Source organism: Alphaproteobacteria bacterium, from assembly GCA_040218575.1.
GTDB lineage: Bacteria > Pseudomonadota > Alphaproteobacteria > JAVJRE01 > JAVJRE01 > JAVJRE01.
Genome location: JAVJRE010000006.1, coordinates 312,383 through 330,553, shown reverse-complemented (window position 1 = coordinate 330,553; position 18,171 = coordinate 312,383). Strand labels below are relative to the sequence as shown.

The 18,171-nt window shown below is 68.7% G+C and carries 13 protein-coding genes; 1 reads left to right on the top strand and 12 read right to left on the bottom strand.

The features are described 5' to 3' along the window. Window positions 1–31: 31 nt before the first annotated feature. The 6 genes from trxA to tsaE form a co-directional block, all read right to left on the bottom strand. The gene (gene trxA, locus RIE31_09175) at window positions 32–352 is read right to left on the bottom strand and encodes a thioredoxin TrxA (protein ID MEQ8640761.1); all 321 of its coding nucleotides are present in this window, start codon (window positions 350–352) and stop codon (window positions 32–34) included. 174 nt (window positions 353–526) lie between these two features. Then, window positions 527–4,192 (bottom strand): double-strand break repair helicase AddA, encoded by a 3,666-nt coding sequence (addA, locus tag RIE31_09170; protein ID MEQ8640760.1) that lies wholly within the window; start codon window positions 4,190–4,192, stop codon window positions 527–529. Then, window positions 4,189–7,359 carry a double-strand break repair protein AddB gene (addB, locus tag RIE31_09165; GenBank protein MEQ8640759.1) on the bottom strand — a complete coding sequence of 1,057 codons (3,171 nt, stop codon included), beginning with the start codon at window positions 7,357–7,359 and terminating at the stop codon, window positions 4,189–4,191. The genes addA and addB overlap by 4 nt, the downstream gene beginning before the upstream one ends. Continuing rightward, entirely contained in the window at window positions 7,356–8,093 is a 738-nt protein-coding gene (locus RIE31_09160; GenBank protein MEQ8640758.1) for a nucleotidyltransferase family protein, read from the bottom strand. Before RIE31_09160 ends, addB begins: the two co-directional genes overlap by 4 nt. Then, window positions 8,086–9,117 carry a phosphotransferase gene (locus RIE31_09155; GenBank protein MEQ8640757.1) on the bottom strand — a complete coding sequence of 344 codons (1,032 nt, stop codon included), beginning with the start codon at window positions 9,115–9,117 and terminating at the stop codon, window positions 8,086–8,088. Before RIE31_09155 ends, RIE31_09160 begins: the two co-directional genes overlap by 8 nt. Continuing rightward, entirely contained in the window at window positions 9,114–9,671 is a 558-nt protein-coding gene (tsaE, locus tag RIE31_09150) for a tRNA (adenosine(37)-N6)-threonylcarbamoyltransferase complex ATPase subunit type 1 TsaE (protein ID MEQ8640756.1), read from the bottom strand. The genes RIE31_09155 and tsaE overlap by 4 nt, the downstream gene beginning before the upstream one ends. A 219-nt stretch (window positions 9,672–9,890) precedes the next feature. Here tsaE and RIE31_09145 point away from each other — a divergent pair, with 219 nt between their 5' ends. Continuing rightward, window positions 9,891–10,892: an NAD(P)/FAD-dependent oxidoreductase gene (locus RIE31_09145; protein MEQ8640755.1), complete on the top strand. Its 1,002-nt coding sequence runs from the start codon at window positions 9,891–9,893 to the stop codon at window positions 10,890–10,892. A 3-nt stretch (window positions 10,893–10,895) separates the two neighbouring features. Here RIE31_09145 and RIE31_09140 read toward each other — a convergent pair whose 3' ends face one another. The 6 genes from RIE31_09140 to RIE31_09115 all read right to left on the bottom strand — a co-directional run bounded on the left by RIE31_09140 (window position 10,896) and on the right by RIE31_09115 (window position 18,115). Then, on the bottom strand, window positions 10,896–13,193 hold the full coding sequence (locus tag RIE31_09140) for a PAS-domain containing protein (GenBank protein ID MEQ8640754.1): 2,298 nt from the start codon (window positions 13,191–13,193) through the stop codon (window positions 10,896–10,898). A 68-nt stretch (window positions 13,194–13,261) separates the two neighbouring features. Then, window positions 13,262–14,557, bottom strand: coding sequence for an adenosylhomocysteinase (gene ahcY / locus RIE31_09135; protein MEQ8640753.1), 1,296 nt, complete (start codon window positions 14,555–14,557; stop codon window positions 13,262–13,264). 147 nt (window positions 14,558–14,704) lie between these two features. Then, the gene (ptsP, locus tag RIE31_09130) at window positions 14,705–16,477 is read right to left on the bottom strand and encodes a phosphoenolpyruvate--protein phosphotransferase (GenBank protein MEQ8640752.1); all 1,773 of its coding nucleotides are present in this window, start codon (window positions 16,475–16,477) and stop codon (window positions 14,705–14,707) included. 11 nt (window positions 16,478–16,488) lie between these two features. Next, window positions 16,489–16,788 (bottom strand): HPr family phosphocarrier protein, encoded by a 300-nt coding sequence (locus RIE31_09125; protein MEQ8640751.1) that lies wholly within the window; start codon window positions 16,786–16,788, stop codon window positions 16,489–16,491. Beyond that, the gene (locus RIE31_09120; GenBank protein MEQ8640750.1) at window positions 16,785–17,192 is read right to left on the bottom strand and encodes a PTS sugar transporter subunit IIA; all 408 of its coding nucleotides are present in this window, start codon (window positions 17,190–17,192) and stop codon (window positions 16,785–16,787) included. The genes RIE31_09125 and RIE31_09120 overlap by 4 nt, the downstream gene beginning before the upstream one ends. Beyond that, window positions 17,189–18,115: an RNase adapter RapZ gene (locus RIE31_09115; protein MEQ8640749.1), complete on the bottom strand. Its 927-nt coding sequence runs from the start codon at window positions 18,113–18,115 to the stop codon at window positions 17,189–17,191. Before RIE31_09115 ends, RIE31_09120 begins: the two co-directional genes overlap by 4 nt. Between the last annotated feature and the right edge of the window lie 56 nt (window positions 18,116–18,171).

Below are 18,171 nucleotides of genomic sequence, written 5' to 3'. Positions count from 1 at the left end.
GGTGACGCCGCTTAAGCAACGGCAGGGCCGCCTACAGCGACTGCTCCACCCATTCATACAATTTGCTCTTGGCCACGCCGCCCACTTTCATGGAGGCCACCTGACCGTCCTTGAAGATCATCAGGGTGGGGATGCCGCGCACCCCATACTTCGAGGGTGTGTTGGGGTTCTCGTCAATGTTGACCTTGGCGACAACGATCTTCTCGCCCATGTCATTGGCCAGATCTTCCAGCGAGGGTGCGATCATCTTGCACGGACCGCACCACTCGGCCCAGAAGTCCACCAGCACCGGGGCGCTGGATTTGAGAACATCGTTCTCGAATGATTCGTCCGTGACTGGTTTGGTCGCCATCACGTCCCTCCTGTCTGTCGCGTCGGCATGTGCGACGCTTGTGTTCCGCCCGGTATGTCCCGCGCGGTGCGTTCCATCCGGTATGCGGCGTCTGAAAGACAAATGACGCCGGCCTGGCCGACGTCCCTGTCACAGATCAATTGTGTTTGAATCTAGGAAGCAGCCCCTGCCGGGTCAAGGCAAGGCCGCCTCCATCTCTTCCGGCGACAGCCAGTCGACCCTCGGGCCAAAGGTCCAGATCACCGCGCAATCGACTGGCCTGTCAGGAAAAAGTGGTGCCAGAACAGCGCGATACAAGGCCATCTGCCGGGTGTAGGCCGGTGGTATGGCGATGCCCGCCGGCGGCGGGGTTCCGCTCTTATAGTCGGCAATGATGACGCGGTCCGACAACACCGCCAGGCGGTCAATCCGGCCGCTGACTGCGCGCCGACCGGCGCGGCTGTCCACCATCCCCACCACCGGCGCCTCGGCCATGCCCTCGCCGCCGAACAACGGGGCGGTTGCCGGGTGCTCAAGAACGCCGATGACTTCCTTCACCAGTTCTTGCCGCATCGTCGGCGTCATCCGTTCGGCCGTCGCCGCCAGCCAGGCAAGGGCGCGGGCTGATCGCGCCGCCGGCGGCACCGCCGGCAACAGCTCGAGCAGACGATGGACCAGGTGACCGCGCTCAAAGGCCATGGCCTGCGCGCCCTGCGGGCTGGTGGCTTCCGCTTCCGGCTGATCCGCCGGCAGATCATCGCCTGAGCCATAGTCACCGGACGGGGTCAGCGGGACAGGCGGTTGCACTGGCGTCTGCGCCGCCTGCCGCGCCCAGTCCGGCAGCGCGCGCCGCACGCCGGCCGGCCGCTCCGATTCTGCTTCCGCCGCCGCCGTCTGTGCCACATGGAGCCTGAGGCCCGGACCTGACCATGGCTGCAAACCCGGCAATGCCGCCGGCGCCAGGTCGGCCGCGAAGTCCATCTCTACCGTCGCCACATCCGCCAGCCCCGCCATACCGTCACGGACCAGTTCGTACCAGGAGTTCACCGGCTGACGCGCCGTCTGATAGCCACAGACATACAAGCGGTCCGCCGCCCGCGTCATGGCCACATAGAGCAGGCGGCGCGACTCGCGCCTCTGGTTGCGGTCGGCCGCCGCCCGCGCCAGGGTCACCGCCGCCGTCTCCATGTCCCGCCGTGGCGCCCACACCAGATCCGGCAGGTCGCCGTCCATCCACCACAGAAGATTGGGCGAGGCCCGCGACGACTGCAGGGTCTCGGCCATGAACACCACCGGCGCCTGCAACCCCTTGGCGCCATGCACCGTCATCACACGCACCGCGTCCACGGCCCGCTCCATGTCCCGGCGCACCTCCGCACCGCCCGCCGCCAGCCAGTGCAGAAAGCCCTGCAGCGACGGCGGATGGCCGCGTTCATAGGCCAGCGCCAGACTCATAAATTCATCAATGGCGTCTGCCGCGTCGGGCCCCAGGCGGGCCAGCAGGCGCTGCCGTCCACTGGCCGCATGGCGCGCGCCCGGCGGCGGCGCCAGGGCGGCGGCGAACAATTCATAAGGCCGGCGGAAGTCCGCCATGCCCAGCAAGCGGGCCAGCCGCTCGTGTGCCTGGCCGAACGCCGTGGACTGGTCGTCCGCGCGGTGTGCCGCCGTCGCCAGCCGGCGCCACAGGCTTTCGCCGCCACGGTCCCAGGCCAGATCGAACAACTGGCTGTCGTCGAGGCCACCGAACGGACCCTTCAGCACCGTCGCCAGAGTCATGTCGTCGTCCGGCATCAGCAGGAAATGACCCAGCGCCATCAGATCCATCACCGCCAGGTGGTCGGTAAGCACCAGCCGGTCGCTGCCGGCCACTGGCACGTCCAGAGTGCGCAGCGCGCGAATCAGTTCCTCGACAAAAATGGTGCGACGCTGCACCAGCACCATGATGTCGCCGGCGCGCAGCCGGCGGCCCCGCGACTCCAGATGCTCCCCGTCGCGCAGCCAGCGGGCAACGCGCCCGGCAATGGCCCAGGCCAGGCGCACCGCGGTATTGGGCGAGTCCTCCACCACGCCGTCTGCGGTGTCGCCACCATCGCCGACCGCCTCATCATCGCCACTGTCCGTGACAGCCTGGTCGGCGCTGTCATCGGCCGGCGGCACCGCCGGCCACACCTCCACCAGCCCGGCCTGACCGATGCGCGAGGCCTCGTGACGCAGCCGACCCGCACCATCCCGCCCGTCCTCCACTACGCCCTCCACCACACCCTCAGCCGCTCGCGCCTGGGCGAACACCGCGTCCACCGCGCGCAGCACCGGCACGGTGGAGCGGAACGAGATGGTCAGGGGCACTTCATGCCAGGGCTTGTCGATCGCCTTGGCACGATCATGAAAGCGCCGGTGCATGGCGTCGAAGGCGTCCGGGTCAGCCCCCTGAAAGGAGAAGATGGACTGCTTGCGGTCGCCTACGGCGAACAGGGTGCGGCGGCGCTCGCCGTCATCCGCGGCGGCGAAATACTCATCGGCCAGCGCTGTGATAATGCGCCACTGATCGGGACTGGTGTCCTGCGCCTCGTCAATCAGCACATGGTCAATACCGCCGTCCAGTTTGAACAGCACCCAGGCCGCCGCGCCCTCACCGTCAAGCAGATTGCGGGCGGCGAGAATCAGATCGTCATAATCCAGCAGGCCGCGCATGGCCTTGTGTCGCTCATACTCGCCCACAATCGCTTCGCCGATGGCCAGCAGGGCGTCGGTTGCCGCCACCAGGTCAAGCCCCTTCAGAACGGTCTGCACCGCGTCCAGACGTCCGGCTTCTTCGGCCATCACCGTGACGATGTCCGGCATGCCATCGCTTGTGGCCTTGGTGGCGAAGGACTTTCGGACTGTTCCGCTCTGGGTAAAGAAGGCGAGGCGATAATCGGCCAGGCCGGCGATGCGTTCCGCCGTGCCCGCCGCCAGCCAGTCGGCCATCCGCTGGCCGGCGGCGCAGTCGGTCTTTGACCCTTCCAGCAACGCCGCCGCCGCGCGTCGCAGGGCGACGCCGTCAAACGCCGTCTCGTCCACGGCCATGGCCCGCACCTGATCTGCGGTCGCCTCCTCCGCCACTCCCAGGCGCTGGCGCAGCCTGGCCGTCATGCGCGCCCGGCCATCGGCCGCCAGCAACTGAGCCAGCCGTCCGCGCTGCGCCGTCAGCTCGCGCATGAGATTGGCGAAGTCGGCCTCACCGACCTGCTGCGCCACAATGTCCAGTGCGGCGGCGAGGCTGCCTGTAGCGGAGTCCGGTGACGGACCCTCTTCGCCATCGCCATCGGCGGTCGCCATACCCGCTTCGCGCGCCAGCACCGCACGACGCGCATCGGCCAGCAGGTCCGCCTGGTCCCGCTCTTCGGCCAGGGCAAAGTTAGGCGCTTCGCCGGCTTCCAGCGGAAAGCGGCGCAACAGCGACTGGCAGAACGCATGCAAGGTGTCTATGGCCATGCCGCCGGGCGCATCGGCCACCACCGCATAGAGCTGGCGGGCGCGGCGGCAGGTCTCACCGTCCGGCTCCGTGCCGGTCGGAAGCCTGAGCGTCTCCAGCAGCGTATCGCCGTCAGAGGTGGCCCACCGGCGCAACTCATCGTTCAGCCGGATGGCCATCTCCGCCGCCGCGGCGCGGGTATAGGTCAGGCACAGAATGCGCTCCGGCGGTACGCCGCTCAGCAGCAGCCGCTGCAGGCGCCGCACCAGCACCGATGTCTTGCCGGTGCCGGCCGAGGCGGAGACCCAGGCCGAGGCGTCCGGCTCCGCCGCCTTGTTCTGCCATTCCTCGGCCCGTCGCGCGCCGGGAAAGGCTTCGGCCACATGGTCGCCGCCGTCGCGGCTCATGACCCGCCCTCATTTTCGCCGTTATCGGTGCCATCCCGGCCATCACCCAGGTCCTGCGCCAGCAACCATGCCTTGCGCCGTGCCAGATGGTCATAATCCATGGCCGCCGGGGTGCGGCTTTGCCGTGCCGTATAGGGCTGCTCTACCCGGTCATAGAGCGCGATCCGCCGGCTCAGCATGAGCCGCGCCCGGGCCGCCAGATCATGCTGCACCGCGTCTATGGTCTGAACCCTGCCGGGCATGGCGCCACCGGTCAGCTTCCAGTAGGCGAGCGTCGACACCGGTCCGGCCGCCGGTCCGCGGCCGCCATCACCGGCAAAGCCGCCGGCCTCGGCGATGGTCGCCTCCAGCGGCAGTTGCGGCGCCACCAGTGCCGCCACTTTCTTCGTCGACGGCGCGCTGCCGGTCTTGTAGTCGATGATGGTCAGGGTGCCGTCCGACAGCCGGTCAATACGGTCGGCCCTGGCCGTCAGGGTGAAATCGCCGGCCGGGCCAGCCAGCACCAGCCGGCCTTCAGCCTCGCTCCATGTCTGGCTGAGGCTGCTGCGGCGCGCGCCCTCCTCGAGGGCAAACCAGTTGGCCACCCGGCGGAACCGCGGCCACCAGAAGGCACGGACCGAGGGCCGGTCCATGAGGTCGGCAAAGGCGTCCTCGCCCATGGCCAGCAGCATGCTCACCGGGTCGCCCGGCCAGCCGGTCTCGCTGACCCGCGCCATGAAGCGGTCCAGCACCCGGTGGATGATGATGCCGCGATCGGCCGCGCCCGGTTCGCCATCCAGCGGGTCCAGTGGCCGCAGGCGCAGCACGTAACGGGCATAGACCGCATAGGGATTGTCGCGCCAGGTCTCTACTGCCGTCACCGACAGGCGGCGTGGCCGCGCCGCCACCGGCGGCGTCGGCGCCGGCCGGCTCTCGCCTGCGGCCAGGGCCGGCACCGCCAGCGCCGGATCATCAAGCTGACGCACCCAGTCGCGCCACACGCTGGCATCCTTTGTCAGCCCGTCCGCCATGCCGCCGCCCTGCAATGCCGCATCCAGCCGGGTCAGCCAGCGTGACGGCACCGTCGGCTGGCCATCCACGCGCTCGGCCCGGGTCAGAATTACATCCGGTGCGGCAAAGGCCTGGGTAAAGTCGTGCGCCGCCAGGCCGATGCGGCGCTCCGCCGCGGGCAGGCCAAAGCTCTGGCGCATGGGCCGGCTCATCCACGGATCGGCCGCCGGTTCGCCCGGCCATGTGCCTTCGTTGAGGCCGCCCAGAATCATTCGGTCATAGCGCGCCAGCCGCGCTTCCAGCAGGCCGAGAATAGCCAGTCGGGGATGGCTGCGACCGGCCAGCCGCACCGCCTGCCCGGCCAGCAGGGCGGCCAGCAAATGGCTGTAGTGGGCACCCGACACTGGCCCCAGAACAGCCGAGCGGCCTCTGAGATCGGCCAGGAACGCGGCCAGCGCCTGCCCCGCCTCGCCGTGCCACAGACGGGCCGCGCCATTTGCGGAGTCTGTGGCCGCCAGCGCCTCGGCCAGGGCCAGATGGGCGTCCAGAAGATCGGCCAGCATAACCCGTCGCCGCCGCAGCAGGCGGGCGAAGGGATCGGCCGCCGCCTTCAGGTGCTGCATCCGGCCGGCCAGCGCCTGCATCTCCGCCGGGTCCACATCGCGCGCCGCTCGCGGGGTGTCATGGTCACGGGTCCTGCGCCATGCGGTCGCCTGCCTGGCCAGCCGCCGGAGTGAGGCCACCACGCCGCCCAGCCCGGGAGCCGGCCGCGGCCCGCGCAGAACACAACGTTCCATGTGGCGCACCGCCTCGCGAAAGACCACCGGCGTTTCGCCACCCGCCGCCAGCGGATGCTTCAACACCGCCAGCAGCGGCGCCGGCGCCATGTCCTCGCTCATGGCCGTGGCCAGCAGGCTGACAAACACCCCCGGCACCGTCTGGGCCAGCGGCACGCCGGCCGAATCGTCCACCTGGATATCCCAACGCGCAAGCGCCACCGCCACCCGCCGCGCCAGCGTGCGATCAGGTGTCACCAGCGCCGCCGTCTGGTCCGGCACCGCCAGCGTCTCGCGCAGGGCCAGGGCAATCACACCGGCTTCCTCGCGCGAGGTGCGGCAGTCCACCCGGACCACACGGCTGAGGCAGGCGCCATCCATCGCCCGCAGCGCCTCCCAGTCACCGACACTGGCCGCCGGCAGCAGCGCCTGGCTCAACAGGCGGCTGCGCTCCGGCGCGGCCGGCGCCAGATCACCACTCAACGGCCACGCCGCCACATCCCCGCGTGTCGCCGGCCGGCCGGCGACACTCAGACTGGCCAGCAATTCCTTCAGGCCAAACTGCGGGTGGGTCGGCTCCAGCGCCGCCCACACATTGTCGTCCATGTGGGTGTCCAGCCCCGGCAGCACCAGGCACCCTTGCGCCAGCCCGGCAACTACCCCCATCAAGGCGCGGGTGGCGGGGACCGATCCGGTGGAGCCGGCAATGATGACCGGATGGTCGGGCGGCGTGGCGCGCCATCGCGCCGCCTGCTGACGAAGCCCGGCGACCTGGCGGCTGGTAGCATCCATCTGGCCACGCTCGGCCAGCACCGCCGGCCAAGCCTCGGTCAGCAGGCGAAGAAAATCCAACGTCAGTTGCCAGTGGCTGGCGAAACGCTCCGGCGCCAGCTCGGCCAGCCGGTCGAAACTCAGCTCTTCCGTGGCAACCTGATCCAGCAGCCGGCCGAGCGCATCCGCCAGCAGCGCCGCCTGGTCGACCCGCGGCGCGCCCCTCGCGCCCTGTCCGCCAACAGCGTCCCTGCCGGATCGCCCACGCCGCTCACCCCACTGCAGGATCAACCGGGTCAGCAGCAACCGGCGCTCCATCGGCGCGATGGCCGGCGGCAGATCGGCTGCCAGTGTGCCGCCGCCAGCGGGGTTGTCGAAATGCGCTTCGTCCTCGTCCAGATCGCCCAGGGGCGATATCCCGGGAAGCAGAAGGGACTGGCCGCGCCGCCGCAGAAACGCGTCGCCCAGATCGCGACAGGCGCGCCGCGTCGGCAGCAGGATACGCACCCTGGCCAGGTCCAGCGGCGAGCCGCCGCCGAAGGTCGCAAGCACACCGTCAGCCAGCGCGTCCAGAAACGGTGCCCCCGGCGGGATGCTGTAGACTTGCGCTGTCAGCCGGGACCCGCTCATGGCCGATTGTCCGGTGCGCTGGCCAGGGCGTCATTGGCCCGCGCCAGATCCTCCGGCGTCGTCAGGTGCCACCAATCGCCCGCATAGACTGCGCCATACAGGCGTCCGCGTCGTTCCAGGCGATCCCACAGATCGCGCATGCCGAACACACCGTCCGGTGCATCGGCCAGGGCACGCCGATGATAAAGCGTGACGCTGGCATACATGTAGGGTGCCGGGCGCACGGCGGGGCGTCGCTGCAGGCGGCCGCCGTCATCACGGAAATAGTCGCCCGCTGAACGTGTATCGCCCCTCACATCGTGGCGCGGCTTGAGCAGAAGCAGGGCGTCCATAGCCTCCTCGCGCCAGGCTGCGGCCAGCGTCTGAAACGGCGATGGTGTGCCCTGCCACAGGCCATCGCCGTTGGCCACCATGAAGTGGTCCGGGCCCAGCCACGGCAGCGCCCGAACCACGCCGCCGCCGGTGTCCAGCAGTGTCGATTCCGCTGACAGAGTAATGCGCGGCCTGGCCAGCACCGCCAGATGCCGGCGGAGGGCATCGGCCTGGTGATGCAGATTGACAACCACTTCGCCCACCCCATCCCCGGCCATCTGGCCAAGACAGCGGTGGATCAGGCTGGTTCCCGCCACTTCCAGCATGGGTTTGGCGGTGGTCGAGCCGAGCGTGCCCATGCGGCTGCCGCGTCCGGCGGCCATCACCATGGCATGGCGCGGCACGGCAATGCCCTCAGCCACGGCCGGCCTCCGGCGGGGTGATGTGTCGGGCCGGCGGCGGCACATGGCGGTCCAGCCACTCACGCACCGGGCTCAGCGCCGGGTGGGCGGCATCCTCCGCCACCAGCCGCCAGACTCGCGGCAGGAAGGCCAGATAGCCGGGCTTGCCATCGCGTACGCACAGGCGCGCAAAGGTGCCAAGAATGCGACAGTTGCGCTGCAACGCCCACAGCGCCGCCGCATGGTCGAAATCTCCATCGCCCATTGGCGCAAAGGCGGCGCGATAGCGCGCCTGCATGGCCTGCGCCAGATCCGGTGGCACGTCCCGCCGCACGTCACGCAACAACGACACCAGATCGAACAGGGCCGGTCCCTTCACGGCATCCTGAAAATCCAGCAGGCCGCAGGCGGCAACCGCTGAACGGTCGGTAAGACGAATCAGATTGTCCACATGATAATCATACAGAACCAGGGTTTCCGGCTCCGCCGGTCGTCCTGCCAGAACCTCGGTCCATGCGGCACGCCACGCGGCGGCGGCGGATTCATGAGGCACGCCGCCGCCGGCCAGCGGCAGATACCATTGGGTCAGCAGCTCCACCTGGTCCAGCAGGACAGGCGCGCTCAGGCGACGCAATGTCGGCAATGTCGATAGCTGCACACGCTGGCGCAGGACGATCAGCGCATCCACCGCCAGGGCATAGAGGTCGTGGGCGTCCGCGCCCTGGTTAAGCAGCCGCGTAAAGGTGGCGTCGCCAAAGTCCTCCAGCAGCAGAAAACCGTCCGCCGCCGCGTGGTGAATCGCCGGCGCGCTCAGGCCGGCCGTCCTCAGCAACTGCGCCACCGCCACGAAGTCGGCGGCACTCTCCCGTCCCGGCGGCGCATCCATCAGGATCAGCGACCGGCCGCCCCGACGAAGCCGCCAGTAGCGGCGGAACGACGCATCGCCGGTCAGCGGTTCCACCACCGCGTCCGCCCAGCCGGCCGCCCTGACGAACGCCTGCCGCCGCCGCTCGCGCTGCGCCCCCTCAGGCAACGGTCCGCTCATGCGGGTTTCCTCTGCTGCTCGCCTGCTCCCGTACTGGCCTCTCCCGTGCTGGCCGCCAGATCGGCCAGACGCTCCGACCAGCCGCCATGGCCGGTCAGGCTGACGCACCGTGCGGTGGCAGCACCGCCATCGCACAGGCGCACATCCAGGCGAGCCGTCGGCGATAGCCCCGCCAGCAGATCACCCAGCCGCTCGGGCCACTCAATCAGGACGATGGCGCTGGCGAAGGCGTCCTCGATCCCCAGCTCCCACGCCTCCTCCGGCTGGCGCAGACGGTAAAGATCGAAATGCCACACTGCCGGTCCCGCCGCCATGTCATAGACCTGCACCAGGGTGAAGGTGGGGCTTGGCACTTCGGCCGGCGGCGGGGTGCCGGTGTGGCCGGCGCGGGCGCGGATAAAGGCGCGGGCAAAGACGGTCTTGCCGAGGCCGAGGCCGCCCCACAGGGCGACGATGTCGCCGGCCTGCGCCACGCTGGCCACGGCGGCGGCCAGGCGCTCCGTCGCCGCCTCGTCGGCCAACCGCCGCCGGATCATGCCGTCCCCCGTCATCATCGCCGCCACTGCCGGGCTGAACCCAGGGCGACAGGGTTGAACCGGCCACCGGCGGGCGTCAATGTGGCGCCCGCCGCCGATGGCGTGCCGTCATCGTCTCCGGCCTCCACTGACAGATGTTTTCGCCTCATGCCGGCCCCATCCTACACACCCGCACGTTCTGCGCCTGCCACTGATGACGCGGCTGGCGGCGGGACGGCCCGTTCCCATGAAACCGATGTGGTGATCATCGGCGCCGGACCGGCCGGCCTGTTCGCGGTGTTCGAGCTTGGCATGCTGAAGCTGTCCTGCCATGTGATTGACGCCCTGCCGGAGGTGGGCGGCCAGTGCACCGCCCTCTACCCGGAAAAGCCGATCTACGACATTCCGGGCTTTCCGCGGATCGATGCCGGTCAGCTTGTAGAAGCACTGGAGGCACAGGCCCGACCCTTCCAGCCAACCTATCATCTGGCCGAGACCGTGGCCGCTCTGGACGACCACAGGGACGGAGACGGGCGCCTCACCGTCACCACCGACCGCGGCACCCGCATCACCGCGCGGGCGGTGGTGATTGCCGCCGGCGGCGGCGCCTTCGGTCCCAACCGGCCGCCCCTGCCTGGCATTCAGGACTATGAGAAGACCAGCGTCTTCTATGCGATTCGCCGCCGCGAGGATTTTCGCGGCAAGCGCGTGGTCATCGCCGGTGGCGGGGATTCGGCGGTGGACTGGGCGCTGGCGCTGGCCGACGTGGCGGCCCATGTGATGGTGGTGCATCGCCGGCCGCGTTTTCGCGCGGCACCGGAATCTGCCGCCCAGTTGCAGGCGCTTGCCGAGACCGGCCGTATCGAGCTTGTCATTCCCTATCAACTTGCCGGCCTCACCGGCGCCGGTGGCCGGCTGCGGGGCGTCAGTGTGCGCACCCTAGAGGGCCACGAGCGGCTTTTGGAGGCCGATGTCCTGCTGCCTTTCTTCGGTCTGTCCAGCGACCTTGGCGCCATTGCCGGTTGGGGGCTGGCCACCGAACGCAATCTGATCCGCACCGATCCGGCCAGCGGCGCAACCAGCCGCGCCGGCGTTTATGCCATCGGCGACGTCGCCCAATACCCCGGCAAGCTGAAACTCATCCTGTGTGGCTTTTCCGAAGCGGCCATGACGGCACATGCCATCTGGTCGCTGATTCATCCCGACCAGGCGCTGCATTTCGAATACTCGACCACACAGGGTCTGCCCGGCGGCGAATAAGCCCTATTCCGCCGCCTGTTCCTCGGCCCGCCGGTCTGTCGTCACATCCGGCCGTCGCGGCAGATGACAGGTCACCGTCGTGCCCTCGCCCGGTGCGCTGGTCAGGGCGATGCGGCCGCCATGCATTTCGATGAAGCTCTTGACCAGAGCCAGGCCGAGGCCGGCGCCGACCCGTCCGGCCTGGCTGCCACCCCGTTCGAAGCGGCCGAATATGCGCGCCTGATCCTGGCTGGCGATACCGATCCCGGTATCGTGCACGGTGATTTCAATAACCCCGTCCGGCGGATTGTCGGCCGTGGCGTCGGGAAAGCCCGCCACCGCGCGCGCCACCAGGCTGATCTGGCCGCCGGCTTCGGTAAAGGTCATGGCGTTGCTCAGAAGCCCGAAGATCGCCTGTTTGATGCGCGTCGCATCCCACACCGCTTCACCGATATCCGGTGCGCAGTCCAGATCGAGGTCGAGCCCTACCGCATACGCCCGCTGGCGACACAACGCCACGGTGTCGTCCAGCAGACTGTCTACCGCCACCGTCTGCACGGATAGCTGCATATAGCCGGCATCAATGGTCGCCAGGTCCAGCATATCGTCAATCAGCGATTTCAGGCTGCGCGACGCGCTCAGAATGCCGGTGGTGTATTCCTTCTGCCGTGGGTTGAGCTCGCCGAAATAGGCCTGGTCCAGTATTTCGCCGAAACCGATGATGGTGTTGAGCGGCGTACGCAGCTCGTAGGAGACACCACCGATGAACTCGGTTTTCATGCGGTCGGCGGTCTCCAGCGCCTCGTTGCGCTCGCGCAGCGCGCGCTCCACCTGTCGGCGGTCGGTGGCGTCCAACATGCTGATCAACGTGCCGCCGTCGGGCAGCGCCACCCGCGCCACCTCCAGAATCCGGCCATCGCTCAGGGTCATGCTCTCGGTGCCGCCCTGAGCGTTGGTGATTTCGGCCACCAGCGTGTTCTCGCGCCGGTCAAGGGCATCGCCGGATTCCGGCAGCAGCGATCCCATGGCGGCGACGATCCGGCTCACATGGGGCTCTCCCTCCAGCACCGTGTCCGGCAGGCTCCACATGCGGGCAAAAGCGGCGTTGTGCAGTTTCAGGCGGCCGTCCGCGCCGAACACCGCCACCGCCTCAAACAGATTGTTGAGGGTTTCGCGCTGCACCGCGATCAGCGTGTTGTAGGAGCGTTCCAGCACCAACCGGTCAGTCACATCCTCATAGGTGAACTGCAGTCCGCCAAAGGGATGCGGCAGGATGCGCTCGCGGATGGTCCGTTCATCCGGCAGATGCACCAGCTCCTCATACGGCGCCAGCAGCGATGTAAAGAGCTGCTGGCGGTCGTGGCGATAGCGCTGGAAATCTCCTGTCTCCGGCACTTGCCGCGTCTCGCGCAGGCGTTCCAGGACTTCCGAAAATCCCGGCTCACTGCGCAGCCATGCCTCTTCGAATCGCCATAACTGCATGAAGGCGCTGTTGAAGAAAGTCAGGCGTTGCTGGCTGTCGAACACCGCCATGGCGGTCGCCAGATTTTCCAGAACCTCGTCATGCGAGGCCACGTGGCGGGCCAGTTCGCGTCGCGATTCCTCCAGGTCCGTCAGATCACTGGCCAGACCGATCAGCCCGCCATCGGCGGTCGGCGACTCCTGCAGCACCAGCAGCCGTCGGCTGCCGGCCACCACCACATGGCTGGTCACGCTCTGGCGCTCGCCTGTGGCCTGGGCCCGCGACGCCAGCTCACGGGCCTGGGCCGGCGTGGCCAGCTCGATCTGCTCCGCCAGGACCACGGCCACCGGCCGCTCCACCGCTTCCGCATACAGGGTATTGACCCACACCAGCCGGCGCTCGCGATCACGCCGCCAGGCGATTTCCGGCAGGGCCGAGATGACCGCTTCAAGATTGGCGAGAGACCGCGCGCTGGAGTCGCGCTGCAGGGCGGCCTGGCCGGCAAGCGCCTCCGCCGCGGCCCGCGCTGCGTCCGTTTCGCTGACCTGACGCATGGCCTGGCGGGTGGCCCGCCGCGCTCGCCAGGCGATGACTGCCGCCAGGCCGACCAGGGCCAGAGCGGAAATACTCAGGGCCAGGACGAACAGAGCCGGCGTGGCGGCATCGGGCGCCATGGCCACCGTGCCTGTGGCGAGCGTGCCCCCGCCCGTCCCGGCCAGGTCAGTCTGGGCCAGGTCAGTCTGGGCCAGGCCGGTCTGGATCAGGCCGGCCTGGATCAGGATGGCCAGACACGCCAACACCGCCAGGCGACCAGCGGCCGCACAGCGATGATTCCCCTCTCTGGCTCCCGACTCCCCCACAGCGGCGGAGTCTAGGCCGCTGCCGTCATGCGGACAAGGCGCGGGTGAGAGCGGTGGCGGCTTTGCGTCTAGTAGCGATAGGCGTCCGGCTTGTAGGGGCCGGCCTGCGGCACACCGATATACTTGGCCTGCTCGTCGCTCAGTTGGGTCAGGATCGCCCCCACCTTGGCCAGGTGAAGCTGCGCCACTTTCTCGTCCAGGTGCTTGGGCAGGGTGTAGACCTTCTTCTCGTAGAAGTCCGGATGGTTCCACAGCTCGATCTGGGCCAGCACCTGATTGGTGAAAGAGGCGCTCATGACAAAGCTGGGATGGCCGGTGGCGTTGCCCAGATTGACCAACCGGCCCTTGGACAGAAGGATGATCCGCTTGCCGTCGGGGAACTCGATCTCGTCCACCTGTGGCTTGACCTCTTCCCACTTCAGGTTCTGCAGGCCGTCCACCTCAATCTCGTTGTCGAAGTGGCCGATGTTGCAGACGATGGCGCGATCCTTCATGCGCCGCATGTGTTCGACTGTGATGACATCGCGGTTGCCGGTGGCGGTGACGAAGATGTCCGCCTTGTCGGCCACATTGTCCATGGTATTGACCTCGAACCCGTCCATCACCGCCTGCAAGGCGCAAATCGGGTCAATCTCGGTCACGGTGACACGGGCGCCGGCGCCGCGCAGGCTCTCGGCCGAGCCCTTGCCCACATTGCCATAGCCGCAGATCACGGCGACCTTGCCGGCCATCATCACGTCGGTGCCACGGCGGATGCCGTCCACCAGGCTTTCGCGGGTGCCATAGATATTGTCGAACTTCGACTTGGTGACCGAGTCGTTCACGTTCATTGCCGGGCACATCAGGGTGCCATGACGCTCCATCTCATAGAGCCGTGCAACACCGGTGGTGGTCTCTTCGCTGACGCCGCGTACATCGGCCATCAGGTCACGGTGCTTGCCGTGCATGACGCCGGTCAGGTCGCCGCCATCGTCCAGCAGCATGTTGGGCCGCCAGTCGCCCGGCCCGGTCAGGGTCTGGTCAATGGCCCACCAATACTCTTCCTCGCTCATGCCTTTCCAGGCAAAGACCGGAACGCCGGCCGCGGCCACGGCGGCGGCGGCATGATCCTGGGTCGAATAGATGTTGCATGAGCTCCAGCGCACATCGCCGCCCAGTGCCTGCAGGGTCTCGATCAGCACTGCGGTCTGGATGGTCATGTGCAGACAGCCGGTGATACGCGCGCCTTTCAGCGGCTGGCTCTTGGCGTGCTCCTCGCGCAGCGCCATCAGGCCCGGCATCTCGGTCTCGGCGATATTGATCTCCCGCCGGCCCCATTCGGCAAGCGAGATATCCTTCACCTTATAGTCGGCGCTATTGGTCATCGGGGGCTCCTGCGGAAGATTTGGCGTCCGGTTCGGAAAAGACGGGCCGCCGGCCGTATAGCAGCGGGCCCCGGGGCGGGCAAGGGTCGCGGTCATGGAGCGGCCCCGCACAGCGACGCGACAGCGGTCCGGACGGTGCGCGCGGTCTCAGTCCGGGCCGCTGTTCAGGCTGGCAATCGCCTTTGCCACCGCGGCGCTGTCGCCGGCGTCCAGCGCCTGCGTCACCTTGCGCCGGGCCAGCGCCATATCCACCGTCCTGACCCTGGCCTTGACCCGCAGCAGGCTGCCGGGCGCCATGGACAGTTCACGCACCCCAAGCCCCAGCAACAGCGGCGCCAGACGGGGGTCGCCGGCCATTTCGCCGCACAGCGATACCGGGATGCCGCGCCGGGCGGCGGCCGCCACGGTCAGCGCAATCAGCTTGAGCACCGCCGGGTGCAGCGGATCATAGAGATAGGCCACCTGATCGTCGGTGCGGTCGATGGCCAGCGTATACTGGGTCAGGTCATTGGTGCCGATGGCGAAGAAATCCGCGGTCTTCGCCAGAGCATCGGCAATCAGCGCCGCACTCGGCACCTCGATCATGACGCCCAGCGGCGGCAGCGGATCGGCAATCGCCACCTTGCGCCGGCGCAGCCGGCGGGCGACGCGCACCATCGCCGCCCGCGCCGCCGTCACCTCGGCGACCGTGGAGATCATCGGCAACAGAATGCGCAGCGGCCCGTGCGCGCCGGCCCGCAAAATCGCCGCCAGTTGGGTCTCCAGCAGGGCCGGATAACGCAGCGACAGGCGAATCGCGCGCAAGCCCAGAACCGGGTTCGGCCCCTGGCTCATACCGCCGAGAGAATCCCACAGCTTCTCGCCGCCCACATCAAGCGTACGCACGGTGATCGGCCGGCCGGCCATGCCGTCGACCAGTGTGCGCAGCACCAGATATTGCTCATCCTCGCTCGGCAGGTCGCTGCGGTTCATGAACACGAACTCGCTGCGCAGCAGACCGACGCCGCTGGCGCCGGCTGCCAGCGCCGTATCCAGCTCACGCGGCAGCTCCAGATTGGCCTGTAGCTGAATGATCTCGCCGTCGCGGGTTTCCGCCGGCAGGTCGCGCAAGCGGGCCAGTTGCCGCATGCGCCGCTGCAGGGCGCGGCGGCGGGTATCGAAGCGCTGGCGGGTGGCTGCCGTCGGGTTGATCACCACCTGTCCGGACTCGCCGTCAACGATCACGTCGTCGCCGTGCAGTACATGGGCCAGAAGGTCCGGCACGCCCAGGACCGAGGGCAGGCTCAACGCCCGCGCCATGATCGCCGTATGACCCTCGATGCCGCCGGCGCTGGCGACGAAACCGGCAATGCGGCTGGGGTCCATCAGGGCGGTATCGGCCGGCGTCAGCTCCTCGGCCACCAGGATGGTGCCGGCCGGCAGGTCAGAAAACGCCTGATAGGGCTCCCGCGTCAGATTGCGCACCAGCCGCGCGCCGACTTCGCGCACGTCATTGACCCGGGCGGCGAAATACTCATCCGCCATCTGCGCGAAGCCGTGGGCGATGGCGGCGATCTCGTCCTCTACCGCCGCCTCCGCATTGACCAGATCACGGGCGATGCGCTCGTCAACGCCGCGCACCAGACGCGATCTACCAAGCATGGCGAGGCTGGCATCCAGCAGGAAGCCAACCTCCTCCGCCGCCCCGGCCGGCAGGGCGCGGCTGCGCTGCACAAGCTTCTGAATCTGCTTGCGCGCCTTGTCCACCGCCTCGGCAAAGCGCTTGCGCTCTGCGCTCACGGCGCGGCGCGCGATGGCGTGGCGCGGCACATGGGCCGCCCCCGGCGTCACCACATGGGCGGGACCGATGGCGATGCCACCGGATACGCCAACCCCCTGAAACAGGTGCTCCGACCGCCGTTTGGTTCGCGCTTTGGCCATCGTTGCCGCTCTCACTCCTCGTCGAAGCGTCGCCGGACCAACGCTTCCAGCGCCGTCAGCGCGGCCAGCCGGTCATCGCCACTGGCCGACAGCACCAGGCTCGTGCCCGGCCCGGCGGCCAGCATCATCAGCCCCATCAGCGACCGTCCGGAGACTTCCGTCTCGCCGCGGCGCACGAAGATTTCCGCCTCGAACGCCTCTGCGGTTCGCACGAACTTGGCCGCCGCCCTGGCGTGCAAACCAAGACGGTTGATGATGGTGACGCTGCGTTCCGCATCCGCCGCAGCCCGGCGGGCAACTTCGCGCGTCATGCCTCGCCGTCCTGCAGCAAGGCCGAGGCGACGGCGATGTATTTGCGGCCTGCTTCCTGCGCCACCGCCACCGCATCGCCGAGCTCCGCCTCGCCGCGCACACTGGCCAGCTTGACCAGCATGGGCAGGTTGATGCCGGCCAGCACCTCCACCAGCCGGTCGCCCATGATGGAGATGGCCAGGTTGGACGGTGTGCCGCCAAACATGTCGGTCAGGACGATGGTTCCCTTGCCGCTGTCCACCGCCACCACGCGGTCGAGAATCTCCTGCCGACGCGCCTCCATGTCGTCGTCGGGCTCAATGCAGATGGCCGCCACCGCCGGCTGTGGCCCCACCACATGCTCCAGCGCCGCAACGAACTCTGCCGCCAGCCGGCCGTGCGTAACGATCACCAGGCCGATCATGTCCCCTCCCCCTGCATCGGCTGCGCTAACCGCACGCCCGTCTCCGCTCCACCCGCCACGCCAAGCTCGCGGTGGCACACCCTGACCGGCCAACCGGCGGCGGTCAAAAGCACCGCCAGCTCCTCCGCCACGGCGACGGAGCGGTGCTGTCCGCCGGCGCAGCCGATGGCCAGCCTCAGACACCGCCGCCCGTTTTGCTCATAGCGTGGCGCGAGACGGGTTATCAGCTCCGTCACGCCAGCCATGAACGACCCATAGGCAGGGTCCGCCCGCACCACCGCCTGCACGCGCGGCGCCCGGCCATCAAGCGGACGCAGCGCCGGATCGCCATGGGGATCGGCCAGGAAACGTACATCGAATACCAGATGACTGTCGCCCGGCACACCGCCAGGGAAAGCGAAGGACACCACCTGTACACTCATGGCCCGTTCCGTCGCGGCCGGCAACAGGTCAGCCAGGGCAGCGGAGCAGCCCGGATCAAGGGAGGCCAGCGCCCGCTCCAGCTTGAGCGGTGCCGACGCCTCGAACGGTGCAATCGCCAGCCGCGGCACATGGACACCCAGAAGAGTCTCTGTCTCTCGCTGCGGCAGGCGTTCCACCATCTCCGGCGCTGTCAGCACGGCGACCAGCGCCAGTGGCGCCTCGGCCACCCACGGCACCGTCACCAGACCGACGCCCCGTATCTCCAGCCGGCCGGCGATGGCCGGCGACGGTCGCGCCACAAGACGCGGTTGGCCACCCCGGCGCGCGCCCTGATCATCTACCCGCAATTCCGTCCGGTCATCCGCCAGCAGGCGTCCGCCGCGATCCATCAGGCGCAAGGCCAGGTCCGACTTGCCGCTGCCCGGCGGGCCGGTCAGCAGCACGGCCTGGCCGGCCACCACCACCGCCGTGCCATGCACCGTCATGCCGCGCCCTGTCATGTCATGCGCCGGTGGGTCCGCTGGCAGCGCCAGACCCGACCCGTCCGGCCGAACCT